Here is a 16,594-nt window from a genome sequence, read left to right as displayed (position 1 = left end):
GCAAAATGCCGAAATCCCATCGGGCAACCCCCATAAGTCACAAGTAAGCAATTCATCTAATATGAGTGCTTCGAATGTCACTATTCACCAGAGCTTCAAGACTGATATGACGATTAACGGTGCTAGAGAGCCAATTGAATCTGCTAATGCGGTAAAACGTCAGCAAGAGAATCAATTGGCATTTATGGCTAGAGGTGCGACAAATCCGCTTGCTGGCTAATCACCCAAGGCGGTTGTGCCAGCAAAAGTTAATGCATTTTTTCGCAACCATCCACTGGTCTTCACATTGTTTTTGCTAGTGTATACAGCATAAAGCCATTGCTGCCCCTCATTATTGAACGAGTAGTAAGCAACGACAGTGTCGTTTGGTATTACAAATACCTGATTATTTTTACATGCTTTTGATGGTGCTGAATAAAAGTAAGCACGAGAACCGCTTTTTCCAGAAACTTTAAACAGTGTTAATGCATCTAGCTCAGTATAGTTATCATCAGCAATCTCACTTAATTGTGAGCAATTTACTTGTGCATATGCACCTGAGCTACATGCTAATAACATTAAAAGTAGTAGTTTTTTCATTCGTCTTTTGCTCTTAATGTAGTTTTAATCGTATGCTACAAATATATAGTACAAAAAAATAGTTAGTTGATATAATAAATTGACTTATGCCATGTTTTGAAATGAGAAACTAGTTAATGAATCCAGCTCCTAAAACTGTTTACTCAGATTTATTAAGCGAAATTTTCTCAAGTGTTGTTAAAACTAAAAGTGAATTCAAAATACAGTCTTGGAGAAGAAAGGCGGAGAGCTTAAAAGCTGTTGATCTTTTTCAACACAAGCTCATGCTAGCGATTCTAGATACGTATAGAAATGAAAATGAGAAAGCTAGAAGCACAGCCCAAGCAGCTCTTTTGCTTACGCAAAGCAATCTGCATAAAGCCATGGCGTACAGAGTTATTGGAAACTGCTATTCTCACCAAGGACTTTATCAAGAAGCGTTAGATGTTTTCTGGATGGCATATAAACTTACTTTGGATTCAACTTATTTTTTTGCTTTTTTTGGTACCGCCGCAAGTTATGATTTTTATGATGAAAGGATAAATGATATGAAATCCTTAAATGAAGATGATAAAAAATATGTTAAGACTGAATTAGAAGATCTAAAAAATGAAATCAATAAATTAGAGAATAGTAATCTAAAATTAGAAATATATAGAGATATTTTGAGTGCGGCTTATACTGTATTTTTTTCAAATTGTGTAGGTAAGATTACAAGATATCCAGATGTATCAGATTCAAATGTATCAACTATTTTATTTAACCCAGAGTTGGATTTAAAAACTGTTGGATTGTTAAATGATGAGATGAATAATGCTTTGGTAGATTTACTAGAAAAGTATGATTATGAGGAGTTACTGAAATATCCAATAATATTCACCTCTGATAATTATTCAACTAATTTAGCAAGATAAGGGAAAGTTGTGGATAGTATTGAGTTTTTGAACTTTTCAAAGAAGATTATTTCCTTATCACCATTGAGTGAAATTGATTTCAGGCAAGTTGTAAGTCGAAGTTATTATTGTGCATTTCATCAAGTATCTGAAAAGGCTATCAGTCTTGGGGTTCCTGTTAATGCTTATAAAGGCGGAACGCATAAGTCCTTGAGAGATACCTTAGTAGCACTACGTCCGGCCAATAATAAATTAAAAAGCATCGCTTTTAGACTCAATAACTTCCATATTTTGAGAGTGGAGTCTGATTATAAACTCGATGTGGAGGTTACCGAGAAAACTGCAAATCAAGCAATACAAATTTGTGAAAAAATTATTAGTGAATTAGAAGGTGTTAGTAGCCTTTGATGATTTGATATTCAATTTAGGCCCACTGAGAGTGGGCTTTTTTACGCCTAAGGAAAAGCAAACATGACCATCGGCTCATTAATTAATTCCGTCACATCTTCATCTTTAACCGAGTCGGTCGGATCTTTACTACTTGCAGGTAAGGGCCGAACAATCATGGGCCTTTTTGCAGATGTGACAATTGAAGAAAAGCACAAAGATGAACTAAATATCACTGAGCATCCAACAGAGGCCGGTGCATCTATTTCAGACCATGCCTATATGGAAGCACCAGAGCTCACAATGAAAGTGGGGTGGTCTGAAAGCGCAGGAAAGTTGAACGGCTATGTTGGTAACTCATTTCTGGGCGGAACAATAAGTCTGATTATTGTTTATGAATTATTGCAAAAACTACAAAAAAGCAAAGTCCACTTGATCGTTATGAGTGGGAAAAGGCTCTATACGAACATGCTTATTAAGTCGCTTTCATGCACAACTGAAAAGACAACAGAACACGTTTTAATGATTGATATCACATTCAAAAAGGTGATTAGAGTCATGACATCAGAAACAACAGTGCTTGTTGAAAATCAAGCCTCGCCTGCAGGAACAGCATCGGTTCAAAATGGTGGCACTGTTCAGGCCAAAGAAGTACCAACCTCAGTAATTGGAGGGGCTTTTGGTGGTGATATTGGTGGCGCTTACACTCTTCTTAATCCTTTTGGGTGAGCATTATGGCTTTATATGAAATACCGCTAATCAAGACTAATCAGCAATTCAATGTTCGACTTGGCTCAATAATCTATAAGTTGCGCCTAATTTACCGCTTGGATACTTGGTTCCTAGATATCTCTGACAGCGCAGGTCAATTAATGTTGGCGGCACTGCCGATGGTGCAAGGTGTGAATCTACTGGAACAGCATCAGCATTTAATCAAAGGCGGGTTATATGTACTGAATAGCAATGCAGATGAAAGCCAATCATTTAATGATTTGGGTGTAAAAATTCAATTGTTTTGGAGGGATTGATATGTCGCTGCAATGGGGAAGATTATGCAGACTTACGATTCAAATTAACAAAGATGCGCCTGAAGCATTAGATCTATCCGATTTTCATATTTATTTCAATGTTTCTCAGCCAACAACTGAAGCACCAAAAGCTGCTGAAATTTACATCTACAATGTGTCTAAAAGCACAATGGATAAACTGTGTGATGCGGATGACCAAAAGGTTAGCTGCCAAGTAATTCTTGAAGTTGGTTATGAAGATTCAGGATTTACAACCTTATTTAAAGGAGAGGTCTTTCAGTATCGTAGAGGCCGTGACAACCAGACAGATACATGGCTTTGTATTTTGGCAGTATCTGGCAAAGTTGCTAAAAATAATAGCGTTATTGGTATTACTGTTCCTGCTGGAACAAGTGTTAATGGAACCAAGAATATACTCTTAAAAGAATATGAGGGTGCAGGTTTACAACTTGGGGAATCACCGCAATTATCCGATCAAAAACTCATACGTGGGCGTGTATTGTTCGGTTCACTTGATGCAAATATGCAGCAATTCAGTAAAGATAATGACCTTGCTTACACGTTGTCAGATGAAGAAATTCACATGCGTATCGTTGATAAATACACGATTGAACCTGTGCAGATATTAAGTTCAAAAACGGGCGTTATTGGCATGCCACAGCTAACCAGTGAGGGCTTAAATATCACTTGCTTGCTGAATCCCAAACTTAAATGGGGTGGGCGGGTGCAGGTCGATATGACCAATATGCAAACCGAGTCATACGACGTTGCTTGGGGTTCGGCAGGTCTAGATCAGCCGTTCAAAAATCCAAGACTAGCGAGTGGTGCAGATGGCATGTTTATTATCTGCTCTGCTCTGCTACGCATAGCGGTGATAATCGTGGCAGTGACTGGTATACAAGCCTAGTTTGTATTGGTGTCGGTGCGACAGTTCCAAAGTCTGGAATATCCTATACAGCGAGGCCAGATCAATGACAATATCATTAAATGAACGCTCTCCGGATATGCTTCAAATCATAAAAGATGCTACACGAGGTGAGTTGGCGAATCTTTGGACTTCACTGCCATGCATTGTTGATAGCTATGATGCTGATGCAGTCACAGTTGTTGTGCAACCCACAATCAAGGTGCCAGTTAAAAAAATAAATGGGTCTGTTGAATTGGTACAGCTTCCATTATTAATGGATGTCCCCGTCATGTTCCCATGTGCAGGAGGATTCACTATTACTCACCCAATTAACATTGGTGATGAGTGCTTTGTATCTTTTGCATCACGCAATATAGATGTCTGGTGGCAATCAGGCGGTGTTCAAAATCCTTTTGATACACGAAAACACGACCTGTCTGACGGTTTTGCATTCTTTCGACCACAATCTCAAGCGAATAAAATTAGCGATATTTCAACGACTAATTTAGAGATTCGCAATGATGAAAACACATGCAAAATTCAGATTACGCCAGATGGAGTGATTAATTTTATTGGAACCAAATCTGTTTTCCATCACCCTGTTGAAATGAAAAGTACGCTTACAGTTGATGGAATTATTAAATCACTTTCTGATGTATTAGCTAAAACCATTAGCTTATTTAGCCACAAGCATGGCGGCATTCAATCAGGCGGTAGTGATACCAATACACCTAAATAATTATCTAAATCAAATTGAGGGATCGCTGAAAGGCGGCTTTTTTTATGCGCTATAGAAAACTAGATGAAAATGGCGATTACGTCTTTGGTGCCGGTGCAAATAGCTTTCACACCAACTCACCTGAAGCAGTGGCACAAGCTGTTTTGACTCGGCTCAATTTATGGGTGGGTGAGTGGTTTGCAGATACTTCCGATGGCACAGGATGGAATCAGTCAATTCTTGGAAAGCAGTCTGGCAACTTATACGAACTGACTTTACGGCAAAGAGTTTTGGAGACACCTGGTGTTCAAAGCATTGAAGATTTCTCAGGTGATCTAGATACGCAAACTCGAAAACTTACAATCTCCATTGCGCTTAATACAATTTATGGAAACGCACAATTATTAGAAGAGGAGCTAAGAGCATGACCATTTCCTCGGTAGCGGTCGTCATGGCTGAAGCAGGGCCAGTCGCCCCGACATACTATGAAATTGTTGAATTTCTAAAAGCTGAAAATCGAAAAATCTATGGTGAGGATGCTTACTTAGAAAATGATTCGCAGGATGGTCAATGGATCGGTGTTATTGCAAAAGCTATTTCTGACTGTAACTCTGCTGCAATTAAGTCATATTCAACAATGTCACCAAAAACTGCAACGAAGGAAGCATTGGCGCGTAATGTTGCTTTGAATGGTATTAAGCCATCGCTTGCAACATATTCAACTGTCGATGTGCTTATTACCGGCCTAGCAGGAACAAGTATCACTAATGCAACCGCATCTGACACAAGCAACAATGTATGGGTTTTACCTGTAAATATCACCATTCCCCCGAGTGGATCAATTGTTGTGACAGCTACCGCAGAGAAGGCAGGTGCAGTAATTGCAATGCCAAATACTGTCACAAAGATTGGAAAACCGACTCGCGGCTGGCACAGCATGAATAATCCAAATTCTTCAAGTGTCGGTCAAGATGCTGAATCAGACACGAAACTTAGACAGCGCCAATCACTATCTACAGCGAATGCTTCAATGTCTCAGCTTGAAGGGTTGCGAGGTGCAATACTTGCGCTAAACGGTGTGACGCGCTGTGTGACTTTTGACAATAAAACCAGTGCGGTTGATGCAAATAACATTCCTCCAAAATCAGCATGCGTTGTTGTTCATGGCGGTGATTCACAGCAAATTGCAAAGCTCATGCACATTAAGAAATCTATGGGGTGTGGCTACTATGGCAATACTGACGTGACTATTCTAAATATTTATAACGAGCCAGAAGTCATTTCTATTTATCGTGCAGATGTGACGAATATTAGTTACAAGCTCTCTATTGCGACTAAGGAATCATATAGCGCAGATACTGAGGACACCATTAAAAATCTTCTAGCTGAATACACCAATGCTTTAAATATTGGTGATAAAATTACTCAAAATAAAATTACTGGCGTGGCAAATCTGTACGGTGCTGAACAATCTCAAACATATGAAGTAGTAAGTATTAAGACTATTGCAAATGGTGTTGAGCATGCCGGTGACTACACTCTTGCATTCGGAAATGTGGCTTTCTGCGACTCAAATGAAATTGTGATTGAGGTGACAAGTGGATAAAAACATTAATGAGTATGTCAACTTGGTAATAAGTCAGCACCGTCAAAAACCAAAATTTATAGAGTCAATAAAAGCAACCCTTAGCCCGATCGTTGATTGCCAAAACATGCTTTTAAATTTAAGTAAATTTCATGATTTGGAAACGGCACAGGGAAAGTGTTTAGAAAATCTGGCGCACTGGACAGGTACACCACTCATTATTTCTGGTGCTGCACAGCTTGAATATTTTGGCTTCATTGATCAAGAAAATTCACTCACATTTGGCGAGACAGATGATCCTGATGTGGGTGGGTATTTTCGTGAATCTGGCCAAAGTGGTACGGGTGGTTTAATCCCAACTGGCGATTTTTTAAGGCGACTAATTAAAGCCAAAATTCTTAAAAATAAGAGCACAGGAAATATTAACGAAACTAAAGAAATACTTGGTTTTGTTCTCAATCATTATCAATTCAAAGTTATTGATAACAACAATATGACTGTGACTTTTAAAAATCTTGCTACGCAATTTACAACGACGCAAAAGATATTAGTGCAAATGTTTTTTCCATTGCCTGCCGGCGTTGAACTAATTATTGAGGATTGAAAATGCCTATCGAAAAACTACCTGAGTTTGCAAAAGATGGACAAAAAAATACTGACGATCTGACTTTACTAGATGGATTTCCAGTTGGTAAAAAACCTGCTCGTCAGTGGTTTAACTGGTTGTTCAACGTATTAATGTTGAAAATTAATGAAGTTGTTGATAATAAACTCGATAAAGATGCGAACGCGGTTAGTGCAACAAAACTAGCAACAGCCCGTACTGTCAGTTTTTCTGGTGCTGGAACAGGTTCATTTAATTATGACGGCTCATCAAATAGTTCTGCTATTTTGACCCTAGCAAACTCAGGTGTTGTTGCTAATACTTATGGAACAAATCTTAAAATTCCAGTAATTACCGTAAATCAAAAGGGGCTACTGACAGGTGTTTCTGAACAGAATATTCCTGTAGGACTGGAAAAAAACCAGTTAATGAAAGCGGGTAGTTCAAGAGCTGGGACTAGTGCAACGCTAGAGCAATTTTTAAATACTTATTATGGATTATCAGTTCCGTTTTTTGAAAATGGTGCCGCTCAATTGTTTGGGGCTTATGGGGCGGGGATGGTTTCCTCACTTGAGGGGGGCGGTACTTTTGCTATAGGTGCATCGGTAATAGATGGCCGTGTATATGGGATTTCTGTTCCTTCAAATAGTTTAGAGGATGCCAAAAAATTTGAATTTTATACTTCTGAAAGCAAACAGCTTGCTAGTAATGCGGCTACAGCTACAAAACTAGCGAATGCGCGCATGATCGGTTTAACAGGTGCCGTTACGGGTTCTGCGAATTTTGACGGTTCGGGCAATATTGCAATTGCAGCCGTATTACAAAATTTTGAAAGCTTAAAGTCAACCAATGGTTATAAATATTTAGGCGATGGCCTGATTTTTCAATGGGGGACATCAGCAAGAATATCGGATGAGCAAACCGTGCCGACAACTTTCCCTGTTACATTTCCGAATACTTGTTTAAATGTGCAATTAACAGAAAATGAATTATCAACATCATCAAGTAATGCGGCGCACGTAGCAGCTACTGGTGTTACAAAGGCAGGCTTTAACCTGCGCTATAACTCATCAGCAGCAACAAGCACAATTGCTTTTTGGTTTGCTATAGGGTATTGATATGATTAAATTTAGCGAAAAAACACAAATATTTTTTGATGATGTTTTGAACTATCAGAACATTCCGGATGATGCAATAAGCATTAGTGATGAGGAGCATATATTCGCGCTAGACAAAATAAATAGCGGACATCATGTTTTTATAGATTTAACATTTTCAGAGAGACGGCCAAGCGAATTCCACTACTGGAATAATGCGGAATGGGTGGATGACCGGACAGAAGAAGAAAAACAATTTCTGAAACGAAGATCATTACCGAAACTCACAAAGCGAAAATTTCAGCTTTATATGCTTGATCACGGTTTTTTGGATGATGTTGAAAACGCTATCGATGCAATTGAGGATTCAACGCAACGACGACGTATGCAGATCGAATATTCATCATCCGATGACTTTGAGCGTTTAAGCCCTGCCGTTGCTTATATGTCAGACTTGCTTGGGTGGACTGATGAGCAAATCGACACTATGTGGGAGCAAGCATTAATGTTGTAAAACATAGAAATCAAATAGGCCGCATATGCGGTATTTTTTTTGCCAAAAATTAAGGGGGATTCATGCAGGAGCATGAGAAAAATTTACTTTTGCTTATCACAATCGGGGCATGCATTGGTTTTGCCAAACTGCTTGTCTCAGATGAAAAGCTTACTTGGCGCTTAACGATAGGCCGAACAATCCTTGGCGCAGCAACTTCGACGATTGCAGGCGCTATCGTGCTGCAAATCCCAGACATCAATCCACTGGCTTTGATTGCAATTGCATCAAGCCTCGGGATTTTAGGAAGTACATTTATTGAAAACTGGCTTAAATCACAATCATCAAAGTGGAGTATTAAATGAAATTTACAAATGAAAATGCATGGCAATATTTGTCCGTAAAGCTCCCGATCTTGGGGGCTTTTTTAATGCTTGTATTAATTCCGGCATTACAGTGGGCGGTAGATTTTAAGGTTATTCCAGTTGAATATCATGCGTATGTCACTGGCGGTTTAATGGTTGTATTATCATATATCGGCAAAAAGCTATACCAGCCATCATTGCATCAGATTCAAAGCTTTGCTGCAGTCCCAAGTGCTGACGATAATTTGAAAAACCTGTTTAGTAATTTTAGAAAAATTGTAGGTGGTTCTCTTACTCAAACACAAGTAAGTAAAATTAATGATTTGCTTGCAGGTTTTAAAGGTGAAAAATCAATAAGCCCAAACGGAATCAATCTACTTTCAAGTTTTGAAGGGTGTGAACTTGCAGCATATTTATGCCCGGCCAAAGTATGGACCATTGGTTTTGGCACCACAGTTTACCCAAGTGGCCTGAAGGTTAAAAAAGGTGATTCTTGCACACTGGAACAAGCTAAACAATTTAAAGCGCATGATCTAAAACGCTTTGAAAAAACAGTTAATGATTTGGTTAAAGTACCACTTACACAAAACCAGTTTGATGCACTCGTATCGCTCACATACAACATTGGCACAGGTGCGTTTGAGAAATCCACCCTGCTTAAAAAGTTGAACGCTGGCGATTATCAAGGTGCCGCAGATCAGTTTACCGTTTGGAATAAGGGTGGTGGTAAAGTTTTGCAGGGATTGGTGAATCGCAGAGCTAAAGAGCGTGAGTTGTTTTTGAAGTAGTGATTTAAAAGCCCTCAAGTGAGGGCTTTTACAATAGAAATATTAATTAAGAATACTATATTTCTTTCAGCTTCTTAGAAGTTGTAACGAATACCTAATGAATAATCATGTGACACTAAATCAGCAGTTGTCTGTAAACGACCGGATTCTCCAAAATCATTAACATCATTCTTAAATTCAACTTCACCCGCATCTAGATAGCGATAACCTAAATCAAGAGCAACATTTTCAGTTACTTTATATGCTACACCAACACCTGCTGCCCAAGTAAAACTGTTACTTGTATCAGATAGATTTAAGTTTTCTTCTGGAGCAAATTCTGTATTTAATGTTTGCTTGTTTTTGATGCGAGTTACACCTGCACCAGCACTTAAATATGGCGTAAATTTAGATGTATTTTTAAAGTCATAATAAGCATTAAACATTAAAGATTGGGTTCTAAGCTCATTGATAAAGAAACTTGGAGTTCCGTTAGGCACATCTATTGATTCAGATTCTTCACCCTCTTCAAACGTAATTCTGTTTAAATTAGAATTAAATTTAGCTTTATCCTTGTATGTATATTCCAATTCAGCGCGAGCATTTACGTTACTTACTTTGCTGAAATCAAAACCGATAGCAGTAGATATATTCGGATAGATGCTCTCATCTGCATCTGTATTATGAAAGGTTTGCTTAAAATTAAATTCATTATCAGCAAGAGTTAACTGGTCTTTACTATTATCAAATCTGGTATCACTGATACCTGCCTTAAGTGATGCATAAAACCCATTATCAGCATACGCTAAACTTGAAAATGAGATAGCAAATATAGATGTTAATAGTACTTGTTTCATGTTAAATCCTGTTAAGTTGAAATAAATCACATTAATAGTCAAGCATATAGTATTTTACAAAACAAATACAATATCATTATTTATTATACTTTAGTCATCTACTTATGCATTTGATGAAAGAAAAGTGCGGCTTATTTAACCGTAAAATGTATAATTAACTCTCAAGTCACTTCTCCTCAATTTCCCTTCTTATTTATAAGCCAATCTCTCCCAAACAAATTGAACTCCTAAAGCTAGTAATTAAATGTATTCCCATGGTGAAAGTGGGGCCATTTCTCATATTACTCCTTCCATCCATCCACAATATCAGCCCACTGCTGTAACATATCTCTGCGTTGTTCCAGATATTTTGCATGATTATAAGATGCTCGAGTCTTATTTTGATCTGCATGAGCCAGTTGTTTCTCTATCCAATTCTCATCAAAATCTTTTTCATTCAAAATTGTAGAAGCTGTAGCCCTGAAGTCATGAGCTGTAATGGTCTTGAGTCCAATTCTTTTAAGTGCCACATTAATTGTTGATATACCCATGCCTTCATTTTTGAATTGATAAACCGCGGGGAACACATATTCTTTATTACCTGACTCATTATGCTGACTCTTTAAAATATTAAAAAGCTGAGTCGACATTGGCACAATATGAATGCGATTCTTTTTGGTTGTTCTTTCCTGGTTATTTGTCTTTGAGGCTATAGGGAAATTTATAATCTTTAAATCGAAATCAACATATTCCCACTTCATCCGTCGTATCTCTATAGATCTAAGCATTGTGTATGCAAGTGTGAGTAAGGCATTTTTTACAGTATTTGAACCTTTATATGATTCAACACCAGTTCTAAATAACGTCTGCTCTTGCTTTGTTAGTGGTCTCGCATGTTCAATGTCAGGCCTTGCCACAGAACCACGTACAGCATAAGTGGGATCATTCTCAGCACGAAGGGTAGCAATCGAATAGCGCATAATCGCACCTATAATTTTCTGATTATTCATTGCTGTAACTTCACCAGTACCCCTAATGCCTGTTTTTCTTACACGAGTAATCGTCGCTTTAAGTATTTGCAAAACATCAGCAGATGAAATTTCCCTTACATTCTTGTCACCGATTACAGGCCATATATCAATCTCAAGTGATCGCCTTACCTTTGATCTATATCCCTCGGTTCTTTGGATCAGCATTTCGCATATATATTCTTCTGATACGTTCTTAAAATTATTGGTATTAATTTCTATGGTTTCTTTTTTTAGTCTCTGGCGCTCTTCAGATGGATTGGTTCCATTAATTAAAAGCTGTTTCGCATCATCACGTGCTTTACGGGCATCTGCTAAACCCACAATAGGATACTCACCCAAACTCAACATGGATGCTTTACCATTAAAACGGTATCTATATCGCCACAACTTAGATCCATTTGGTCGAATCTCTATACACAAGCCATTATGGTCAGCTACTCTATAGGTCTTCTCTTGGGCTTTCAGGCTCTTAATTTTAGTATCTGTGATCATGTGTGAGTAACTCTAAATTTAAAGTGAGTATTGGCAGTGGTACTCACGATATTACTCACAATATCCAATTTTGCATAGATTGCTTTAAATTGCTTAGGTTTGTTAAATGGCTATTTAAAAAGGAAAATAAAGAATTTTGATTTCTCTAGGTTTGCTTAGATTTTTATAGTATTTTTTTCCGATGATAAAAATTATTATGTCGCTGTTTTGCCGGTTGCACATCAATTAAGTTTGAAGAAAATAGCTGCAGCGGTAGGGGCTAAAAAATTACATATGGCAGATCCTAAAGATGCCGAACGCTTAACTGGTTATTTGGTAGGTGGTATCAGTCCAATCGGGCAAAAAAAGCGTTTAAAAACGGTGGTAGATGCTTCTGCAGAGTTGTTGACTAAAATATATGTCAGTGGTGGTAAACGAGGCCTAGATATTGGGGTAAAACCACAAGATTTAGTCAAAGTCTTGGGCGCACAGTTTGCAGGTGTTTTAGATCAAGATTAAAACTTAAGCGTTGTATTCAGAACAAGTCCTAATAATTTTGTATGTCATCTACTTATTATTTCCCACAGGTTTTTCGCTCAAAAAACTAAGTTATAAGTAGGTTATAATTCATCTTTATAGTTAGTGTTCTCAAATATCCTGTATGTCTCTATAAGAGAAAGATAGTCACATTTGCCGATTGCCGATTGCCGATTGCCGATTGCCGATTGCCGAAAATATCACATAGTTAGAAAAACCGAAAAAGATGGGTTGAATATAAAATGGATAACATCTCTTAAGCTGCTATTTTAAGTCTATAAAAATAAAATTGAGTTAAATTAAATAATGAATCAACACAATACAGGCTTTAAGTTTTGTATTTGGTCCACTGGTCAGTACCGGTTTGTATCAGTGGCACAGTGAGTATCCATTTTATCTGTTAATTTTAATGTTTATGTTTTTGGCTATTTATTTCATCTATTATCAAAAACTATGTAACAGTCATCGGTGCCAGTTTAGTTTTAATTCGTAGGGCATTGTTTTAGGATAGATTTTAGAGCTTTTTCATAAAACATCGAGGTTCATGCTTTAAATAGGTGAAAGCTGAATATAATTCATTGTTGATTGAATATTGCTAAATCAATACCTCGAGAAAATTAGTGACATTCATGTTTTAATAACACTATTGAGTTTAAAGTGATTTGATGTGTTCTTAAAGCCTTCTACGTCCGTTGTTCCTACACTTTCTGGGGATTATCCTGAATGGCATCGTGGACGTAAGCATTTCTCGTTATGGTATATCGAAATTGAGCATCCAGAATTATTAGAGTATTTAAATCAGCTGCGTTCGACTTTTTCAGATTTTTTATACACGCCCAATACCCGCCAATTTCACATCACTTTATTTATTTGTGGCTTCCTCACCGAACAAAACCCGGTGTGGAATGATGATTTTGGCATTGAAAAAATGCATCAACATATTCGACATTTAACCGATGATTCCCAGAACAAAATTCAATTAAAAACCGGTCGCATCAACAGTTTTGAAAGTGCCTTATTTGTCGAAATTATTGATGAAAATGATGCACTTTTAAAATTGCGTCATTTACTCGGTCAAAGTTGCGATGAAATTGCACCGCTCGACTATTGTCCACATCTGACTTTAGGTTTGTATCGTCAAGATTTTAATAGTGATTTAATTTTTAATCGTATCAACAGCATCGAACAAAAAAGCTTTGAATTTTCAGTCGACCAACTGACTTTTGGCACATATAACGCGAAAATATTGCAAGGTCAGCTCTATCCATTTCATCAATTTCAATTGGGTGACGTATGATGCAACTTATTTTAGGTGGTGCCCGTTCTGGTAAAAGTCACCTTGCAGAACAAACTGCAAAAGATTCAGGTGTGGCGGTAACTTATATTGCAACCGCACAAGCGTTTGATGCCGAAATGCAAGAACGTATTCATCATCATCAAGCGCAACGTCCAAAGCACTGGACTGTGATTGAAGAGCCTTTATATCTGGCCAATTGTCTAATTGAGCTAGATCAACCCAATCAAGTGATTCTAGTCGATTGCCTAACCTTGTGGATGAGCAATTTATTGATGCATGAAAATCCTGAATTGCAGATGCACCAATGCCAAAAACTGCTGGATATTTTACCGATATTAGAATCAGACGTTATTTTAGTCAGTAATGAAACCGGCTTAGGCGTGATCCCAATGGGTGAACTTAGCCGCAAGTTTGTGGATGAGTCCGGACGTTTGCATCAGCAGTTGGGGCAAATTGCCGATAAAGTGGTTTTTTGTGTGGCAGGTTTTCCCATGATTTTAAAAGGAGAGAAATAATGAACTGGTGGTTGGATGCATGTAAAACGCCAAGTACGGAAGCAAAAAAAAAGGCGGAAGAACGTCAATTACAACTGACCAAACCAACAGGCTCATTATCTGAACTTGAAAATACCGCTGTGCAACTGGCAAGTTTGCAAGACAATCCACGTCCCAATATAGATCAGCCTTGGATCACGATTTTTGCCGGTGATCATGGCGTGATGGAAGAAAATATTTCTGCCTACCCACAAGCTGTAACTCGTCAAATGCTGCAAAACTTCACCACGGGTGGCGCTTGTATCAGTGTGATTGCTAAAGAATACAATGCCAAATTACAAGTTATTGACTGTGGGTCTGTGGGTAATGCCTATGAATATGCAGGCGTAGAACGTCATTGTATTATTCCAGGTACAGCGAATTTTGCCAAACAGGTTGCCATGACTGAAGCTGAGTGTATTGAAGCAATGAATCTGGGACGTCAAAGCGTAGAAGATGCTATTGCTTATGGTGCGTCTATTTATGTCGCAGGGGAAATGGGCATTGGCAATACCTGTTCAGCATCAGCAGTTGCCTGTTATTTACTGAATGAACCTGCTGAACAGCTCACAGGTGTGGGTACAGGAATTCGTGAAGAACAACTAATTCATAAAAAAAATGTCATTAACCAGGCCATCGCTTTACACCAAGATTATGTCGGTCAAGATGCCTTTAAAGCACTTTGCGCGGTGGGAGGTTTGGAAATTGCTGCAATGACGGGTGCCTATATTCGTTGTGCACAATTGGGTTTAGCTATGGTGGTCGATGGTTTTATTACCACAGTTTCAGCGCTTGTGGCGGTACGTTTAAATCCTGCAGTTCGTGAATGGATGCTATTTGGACATCAATCGGCAGAATATGGACATCGACGTTTATTACAGGAACTGAATGCCAATCCATTACTCAAACTGAACTTACGTCTAGGTGAAGGCAGTGGTGCGGGAGCTGCTTTAGGGGTGATTAAACTGGCATGTAGTCTGCATAACAACATGGCAACTTTTGCAGAAGCTGCTGTGATTGGTGAAAAGGTTTAACCTTAAATGGATTCAACAGGATATTGAACATGTTAAAGATTGATCTGCTTCGTCATGGTGAAACGACTTTAAGTCATACTTTGCGCGGTTCTACAGATGATGATTTAACCGATTTGGGTTGGGCGCAGATGCAGCAAACCATCGATCAGTTTTTGCATGTTTCCAAGCAAGATTCCATGCATCACAATATGCAATGGGATGTGATCTTTAGTTCACCCTTAAAACGCTGTCGTTTATTTGCTGAAACTGTTGCAGATCAAAAACAACGACCTCTCTTTTATGATGCAGGTTTGCAAGAAATGCATTTTGGCGATTGGGAAGGCATATCTACCCAGGTTATTTATGAAAATGAACCGGAATTACTGGCGAATTTTTGGCAACAACCGACTCAATTTACTCCACCGAATGCTGAAAATATGCAGGACTTTTATCAACGCATCTTCACTAGTCTCGAACAAATGCAACGACAGATGTTGGAAAATGGTTGGCAGCATGCTTTAGTGGTGACGCATGGCGGTGTGATTAAACTTTTAAAATGTATCGCCTTAAATCATTCGCTGGATGATATTTTAAAAATGTCAGCAGAGTTAGGTCAACTCAATTCCTTTACAATACATAAAGATGCTTCAATTCATGTGCTCAAGGAATAACAGCAATGACACCATTTTTTATTGCTTTGCAGTTTTTAACCACATTTCCTATTCAGTTAAAAGAAATGCCGAGCAAACAGCAAAATGGTCAATCTTTACTGTTTTATCCATTGATTGGTTTGATAATTGGTGCAATTTTATTTGCTATCGCCACGGTGCTGCATGCATTGCCGGTGATCTTGCTAAGCAGTTTAATTTTAGTGCTCTGGATCTGGCTGACGGGTGGTTTGCACCTGGATGGTTTGGCTGATACCGCTGATGCCTGGGTCGGTGGTTTTGGCGATAAAGAACGCACTTTAAAGATTATGAAAGACCCGAGTTGCGGGCCGATTGGGGTTTTAAGTTTAATTGTTTTGTGTCTGATTAAATGGTCGGCACTGTATGTATTATTAGAAAAAAAACTCTATTCAGCCCTGTTTTTAGTTCCGATTTTGGGGCGTTTAGCACCACTATTTTTATTTTTGACTACCCAATATGTGCGTGAAAAAGGTTTAGGATCTTCAATTGCAGAATTTATTCCTAAAATAAACGCAGTGATTCTATTCATATTGTGTTTAGTTGCATCTGTATATTTTGCCTGGGTGGGTATTTTAACTGCAATGATATTTCTAGGAACCTTAATTTATTTAAGACACAAATTTATCCAGCGAATTGGTGGAATTACTGGCGATACCGTCGGAGCAAGTATTGAAATTTGTGAGGCGGTTAGTCTTTTAAGTCTGGTGGTATTTAGTTTTTATTTGCCTGTGGTTTGGATTTAAATATTCATATTTCATGAAGCGTGATTCAGTTCTATAGAATCA

General features: G+C 38.2%; 21 protein-coding genes and 2 pseudogenes. 20 read left to right on the top strand and 3 right to left on the bottom strand.

The window, feature by feature from the left end:
• Positions 1–16: 16 nt before the first annotated feature.
• Positions 17–220: pseudogene (locus ACP69Y_RS07595) on the top strand (hypothetical protein); the annotation flags it as partial.
• Here ACP69Y_RS07595 and ACP69Y_RS07590 read toward each other — a convergent pair.
• Positions 217–579 (bottom strand): hypothetical protein, encoded by a 363-nt coding sequence (locus ACP69Y_RS07590; protein WP_425917568.1) that lies wholly within the window; start codon positions 577–579, stop codon positions 217–219. The pseudogene ACP69Y_RS07595 and the gene ACP69Y_RS07590 sit on opposite strands and share 4 nt — an antisense overlap.
• 116 nt (positions 580–695) lie before the next feature.
• Here ACP69Y_RS07590 and ACP69Y_RS07585 point away from each other — a divergent pair, with 116 nt between their 5' ends.
• The 13 genes from ACP69Y_RS07585 (at position 696) to ACP69Y_RS07525 (ending at position 9,423) form a co-directional block, all read left to right on the top strand.
• Positions 696–1,472 (top strand): tetratricopeptide repeat protein, encoded by a 777-nt coding sequence (locus ACP69Y_RS07585; RefSeq protein ID WP_425917566.1) that lies wholly within the window; start codon positions 696–698, stop codon positions 1,470–1,472.
• A 9-nt stretch (positions 1,473–1,481) separates the two neighbouring features.
• Positions 1,482–1,859: a HEPN domain-containing protein gene (locus ACP69Y_RS07580; RefSeq protein ID WP_425917564.1), complete on the top strand. Its 378-nt coding sequence runs from the start codon at positions 1,482–1,484 to the stop codon at positions 1,857–1,859.
• 156 nt (positions 1,860–2,015) lie between these two features.
• Positions 2,016–2,567 carry a phage baseplate protein gene (locus ACP69Y_RS07575; RefSeq protein ID WP_425917562.1) on the top strand — a complete coding sequence of 184 codons (552 nt, stop codon included), beginning with the start codon at positions 2,016–2,018 and terminating at the stop codon, positions 2,565–2,567.
• A 5-nt stretch (positions 2,568–2,572) separates the two neighbouring features.
• The gene (locus ACP69Y_RS07570; RefSeq protein WP_425917560.1) at positions 2,573–2,866 is read left to right on the top strand and encodes a phage baseplate plug family protein; all 294 of its coding nucleotides are present in this window, start codon (positions 2,573–2,575) and stop codon (positions 2,864–2,866) included.
• Position 2,867: 1 nt separating this feature from the next.
• Entirely contained in the window at positions 2,868–3,773 is a 906-nt protein-coding gene (locus ACP69Y_RS07565; protein ID WP_425917558.1) for a baseplate hub protein, read from the top strand.
• 64 nt (positions 3,774–3,837) lie between these two features.
• A complete protein-coding gene (locus ACP69Y_RS07560) occupies positions 3,838–4,512 on the top strand; it encodes a Gp138 family membrane-puncturing spike protein (RefSeq protein WP_425917557.1) in 675 nt (224 codons plus the stop codon).
• 44 nt (positions 4,513–4,556) lie between these two features.
• Positions 4,557–4,919 carry a hypothetical protein gene (locus tag ACP69Y_RS07555; protein WP_425917555.1) on the top strand — a complete coding sequence of 121 codons (363 nt, stop codon included), beginning with the start codon at positions 4,557–4,559 and terminating at the stop codon, positions 4,917–4,919.
• A complete protein-coding gene (locus ACP69Y_RS07550) occupies positions 4,916–6,097 on the top strand; it encodes a baseplate J/gp47 family protein (protein ID WP_425917553.1) in 1,182 nt (393 codons plus the stop codon). Before ACP69Y_RS07555 ends, ACP69Y_RS07550 begins: the two co-directional genes overlap by 4 nt.
• A complete protein-coding gene (locus ACP69Y_RS07545; protein ID WP_425917551.1) occupies positions 6,090–6,680 on the top strand; it encodes a DUF2612 domain-containing protein in 591 nt (196 codons plus the stop codon). The genes ACP69Y_RS07550 and ACP69Y_RS07545 overlap by 8 nt, the downstream gene beginning before the upstream one ends.
• Positions 6,681–6,682: 2 nt before the next feature.
• On the top strand, positions 6,683–7,798 hold the full coding sequence (locus tag ACP69Y_RS07540; protein ID WP_425917549.1) for a gp53-like domain-containing protein: 1,116 nt from the start codon (positions 6,683–6,685) through the stop codon (positions 7,796–7,798).
• Between the two features lies 1 nt (position 7,799).
• Complete coding sequence (locus tag ACP69Y_RS07535) at positions 7,800–8,291, top strand: hypothetical protein (RefSeq protein WP_425917547.1); 492 nt, start codon at positions 7,800–7,802, stop codon at positions 8,289–8,291.
• A 62-nt stretch (positions 8,292–8,353) separates the two neighbouring features.
• Positions 8,354–8,635, top strand: a complete 282-nt coding sequence (locus tag ACP69Y_RS07530; protein ID WP_425917546.1) for a holin — start codon at positions 8,354–8,356, stop codon at positions 8,633–8,635.
• Between the two features lie 245 nt (positions 8,636–8,880).
• Entirely contained in the window at positions 8,881–9,423 is a 543-nt protein-coding gene (locus tag ACP69Y_RS07525) for a lysozyme (RefSeq protein ID WP_425917645.1), read from the top strand.
• Between the two features lie 74 nt (positions 9,424–9,497).
• Here the strand turns inward: ACP69Y_RS07525 and ACP69Y_RS07520 are convergent, their stop codons facing one another.
• Together ACP69Y_RS07520 and ACP69Y_RS07515 are read right to left on the bottom strand one after the other, a co-directional pair.
• Positions 9,498–10,259, bottom strand: a complete 762-nt coding sequence (locus tag ACP69Y_RS07520; RefSeq protein WP_425917544.1) for an outer membrane protein — start codon at positions 10,257–10,259, stop codon at positions 9,498–9,500.
• A gap of 281 nt (positions 10,260–10,540) precedes the next feature.
• Entirely contained in the window at positions 10,541–11,761 is a 1,221-nt protein-coding gene (locus tag ACP69Y_RS07515; RefSeq protein ID WP_425917542.1) for a tyrosine-type recombinase/integrase, read from the bottom strand.
• A gap of 177 nt (positions 11,762–11,938) precedes the next feature.
• Between ACP69Y_RS07515 and ACP69Y_RS07510 the strand changes: the two are divergent.
• The 6 genes and pseudogenes from ACP69Y_RS07510 to ACP69Y_RS07485 all read left to right on the top strand — a co-directional run.
• A pseudogene (locus ACP69Y_RS07510) lies at positions 11,939–12,259 on the top strand (aminoacyl-tRNA deacylase); the annotation flags it as partial.
• A gap of 685 nt (positions 12,260–12,944) precedes the next feature.
• Positions 12,945–13,574, top strand: coding sequence for a 2'-5' RNA ligase family protein (locus tag ACP69Y_RS07505; protein WP_425917540.1), 630 nt, complete (start codon positions 12,945–12,947; stop codon positions 13,572–13,574).
• On the top strand, positions 13,571–14,089 hold the full coding sequence (gene cobU / locus ACP69Y_RS07500; protein WP_425917539.1) for a bifunctional adenosylcobinamide kinase/adenosylcobinamide-phosphate guanylyltransferase: 519 nt from the start codon (positions 13,571–13,573) through the stop codon (positions 14,087–14,089). The genes ACP69Y_RS07505 and cobU overlap by 4 nt, the downstream gene beginning before the upstream one ends.
• Positions 14,089–15,141: a nicotinate-nucleotide--dimethylbenzimidazole phosphoribosyltransferase gene (gene cobT / locus ACP69Y_RS07495; protein ID WP_425917537.1), complete on the top strand. Its 1,053-nt coding sequence runs from the start codon at positions 14,089–14,091 to the stop codon at positions 15,139–15,141. Before cobU ends, cobT begins: the two co-directional genes overlap by 1 nt.
• 29 nt (positions 15,142–15,170) lie before the next feature.
• Complete coding sequence (locus ACP69Y_RS07490; RefSeq protein ID WP_425917535.1) at positions 15,171–15,791, top strand: histidine phosphatase family protein; 621 nt, start codon at positions 15,171–15,173, stop codon at positions 15,789–15,791.
• 5 nt (positions 15,792–15,796) lie between these two features.
• Complete coding sequence (locus ACP69Y_RS07485; RefSeq protein WP_425917533.1) at positions 15,797–16,552, top strand: adenosylcobinamide-GDP ribazoletransferase; 756 nt, start codon at positions 15,797–15,799, stop codon at positions 16,550–16,552.
• Positions 16,553–16,594: the final 42 nt, after the last annotated feature.

Origin of the sequence: Acinetobacter sp. TSRC1-2, assembly GCF_049895885.1 — a bacterium.
Taxonomy (GTDB): Bacteria; Pseudomonadota; Gammaproteobacteria; order Pseudomonadales; family Moraxellaceae; genus Acinetobacter.
Note: the sequence above shows the minus strand (reverse complement) of the source record. Positions and strands in the feature narration are given on the sequence as shown.

What these genes read in the sequence shown, in the direction of transcription:
- ACP69Y_RS07555 (WP_425917555.1), top strand. Translation starts at nt 4,557, where the DNA reads ATGCGCTATAGAAAACTAGATGAAAATGGCGATTACGTCTTTGGTGCC.
- ACP69Y_RS07575 (WP_425917562.1), top strand. Translation starts at nt 2,016, where the DNA reads ATGGGCCTTTTTGCAGATGTGACAATTGAAGAAAAGCACAAAGATGAA.
- ACP69Y_RS07560 (WP_425917557.1), top strand. Translation starts at nt 3,838, where the DNA reads ATGACAATATCATTAAATGAACGCTCTCCGGATATGCTTCAAATCATA.
- ACP69Y_RS07590 (WP_425917568.1), bottom strand. Translation starts at nt 579, where the DNA reads ATGAAAAAACTACTACTTTTAATGTTATTAGCATGTAGCTCAGGTGCA.
- cobT (WP_425917537.1), top strand. Translation starts at nt 14,089, where the DNA reads ATGAACTGGTGGTTGGATGCATGTAAAACGCCAAGTACGGAAGCAAAA.
- ACP69Y_RS07570 (WP_425917560.1), top strand. Translation starts at nt 2,573, where the DNA reads ATGGCTTTATATGAAATACCGCTAATCAAGACTAATCAGCAATTCAAT.
- ACP69Y_RS07565 (WP_425917558.1), top strand. Translation starts at nt 2,868, where the DNA reads ATGTCGCTGCAATGGGGAAGATTATGCAGACTTACGATTCAAATTAAC.
- ACP69Y_RS07485 (WP_425917533.1), top strand. Translation starts at nt 15,797, where the DNA reads ATGACACCATTTTTTATTGCTTTGCAGTTTTTAACCACATTTCCTATT.
- ACP69Y_RS07530 (WP_425917546.1), top strand. Translation starts at nt 8,354, where the DNA reads ATGCAGGAGCATGAGAAAAATTTACTTTTGCTTATCACAATCGGGGCA.
- ACP69Y_RS07490 (WP_425917535.1), top strand. Translation starts at nt 15,171, where the DNA reads ATGTTAAAGATTGATCTGCTTCGTCATGGTGAAACGACTTTAAGTCAT.
- ACP69Y_RS07535 (WP_425917547.1), top strand. Translation starts at nt 7,800, where the DNA reads ATGATTAAATTTAGCGAAAAAACACAAATATTTTTTGATGATGTTTTG.
- ACP69Y_RS07540 (WP_425917549.1), top strand. Translation starts at nt 6,683, where the DNA reads ATGCCTATCGAAAAACTACCTGAGTTTGCAAAAGATGGACAAAAAAAT.
- ACP69Y_RS07550 (WP_425917553.1), top strand. Translation starts at nt 4,916, where the DNA reads ATGACCATTTCCTCGGTAGCGGTCGTCATGGCTGAAGCAGGGCCAGTC.
- ACP69Y_RS07515 (WP_425917542.1), bottom strand. Translation starts at nt 11,761, where the DNA reads ATGATCACAGATACTAAAATTAAGAGCCTGAAAGCCCAAGAGAAGACC.
- cobU (WP_425917539.1), top strand. Translation starts at nt 13,571, where the DNA reads ATGATGCAACTTATTTTAGGTGGTGCCCGTTCTGGTAAAAGTCACCTT.
- ACP69Y_RS07585 (WP_425917566.1), top strand. Translation starts at nt 696, where the DNA reads ATGAATCCAGCTCCTAAAACTGTTTACTCAGATTTATTAAGCGAAATT.
- ACP69Y_RS07520 (WP_425917544.1), bottom strand. Translation starts at nt 10,259, where the DNA reads ATGAAACAAGTACTATTAACATCTATATTTGCTATCTCATTTTCAAGT.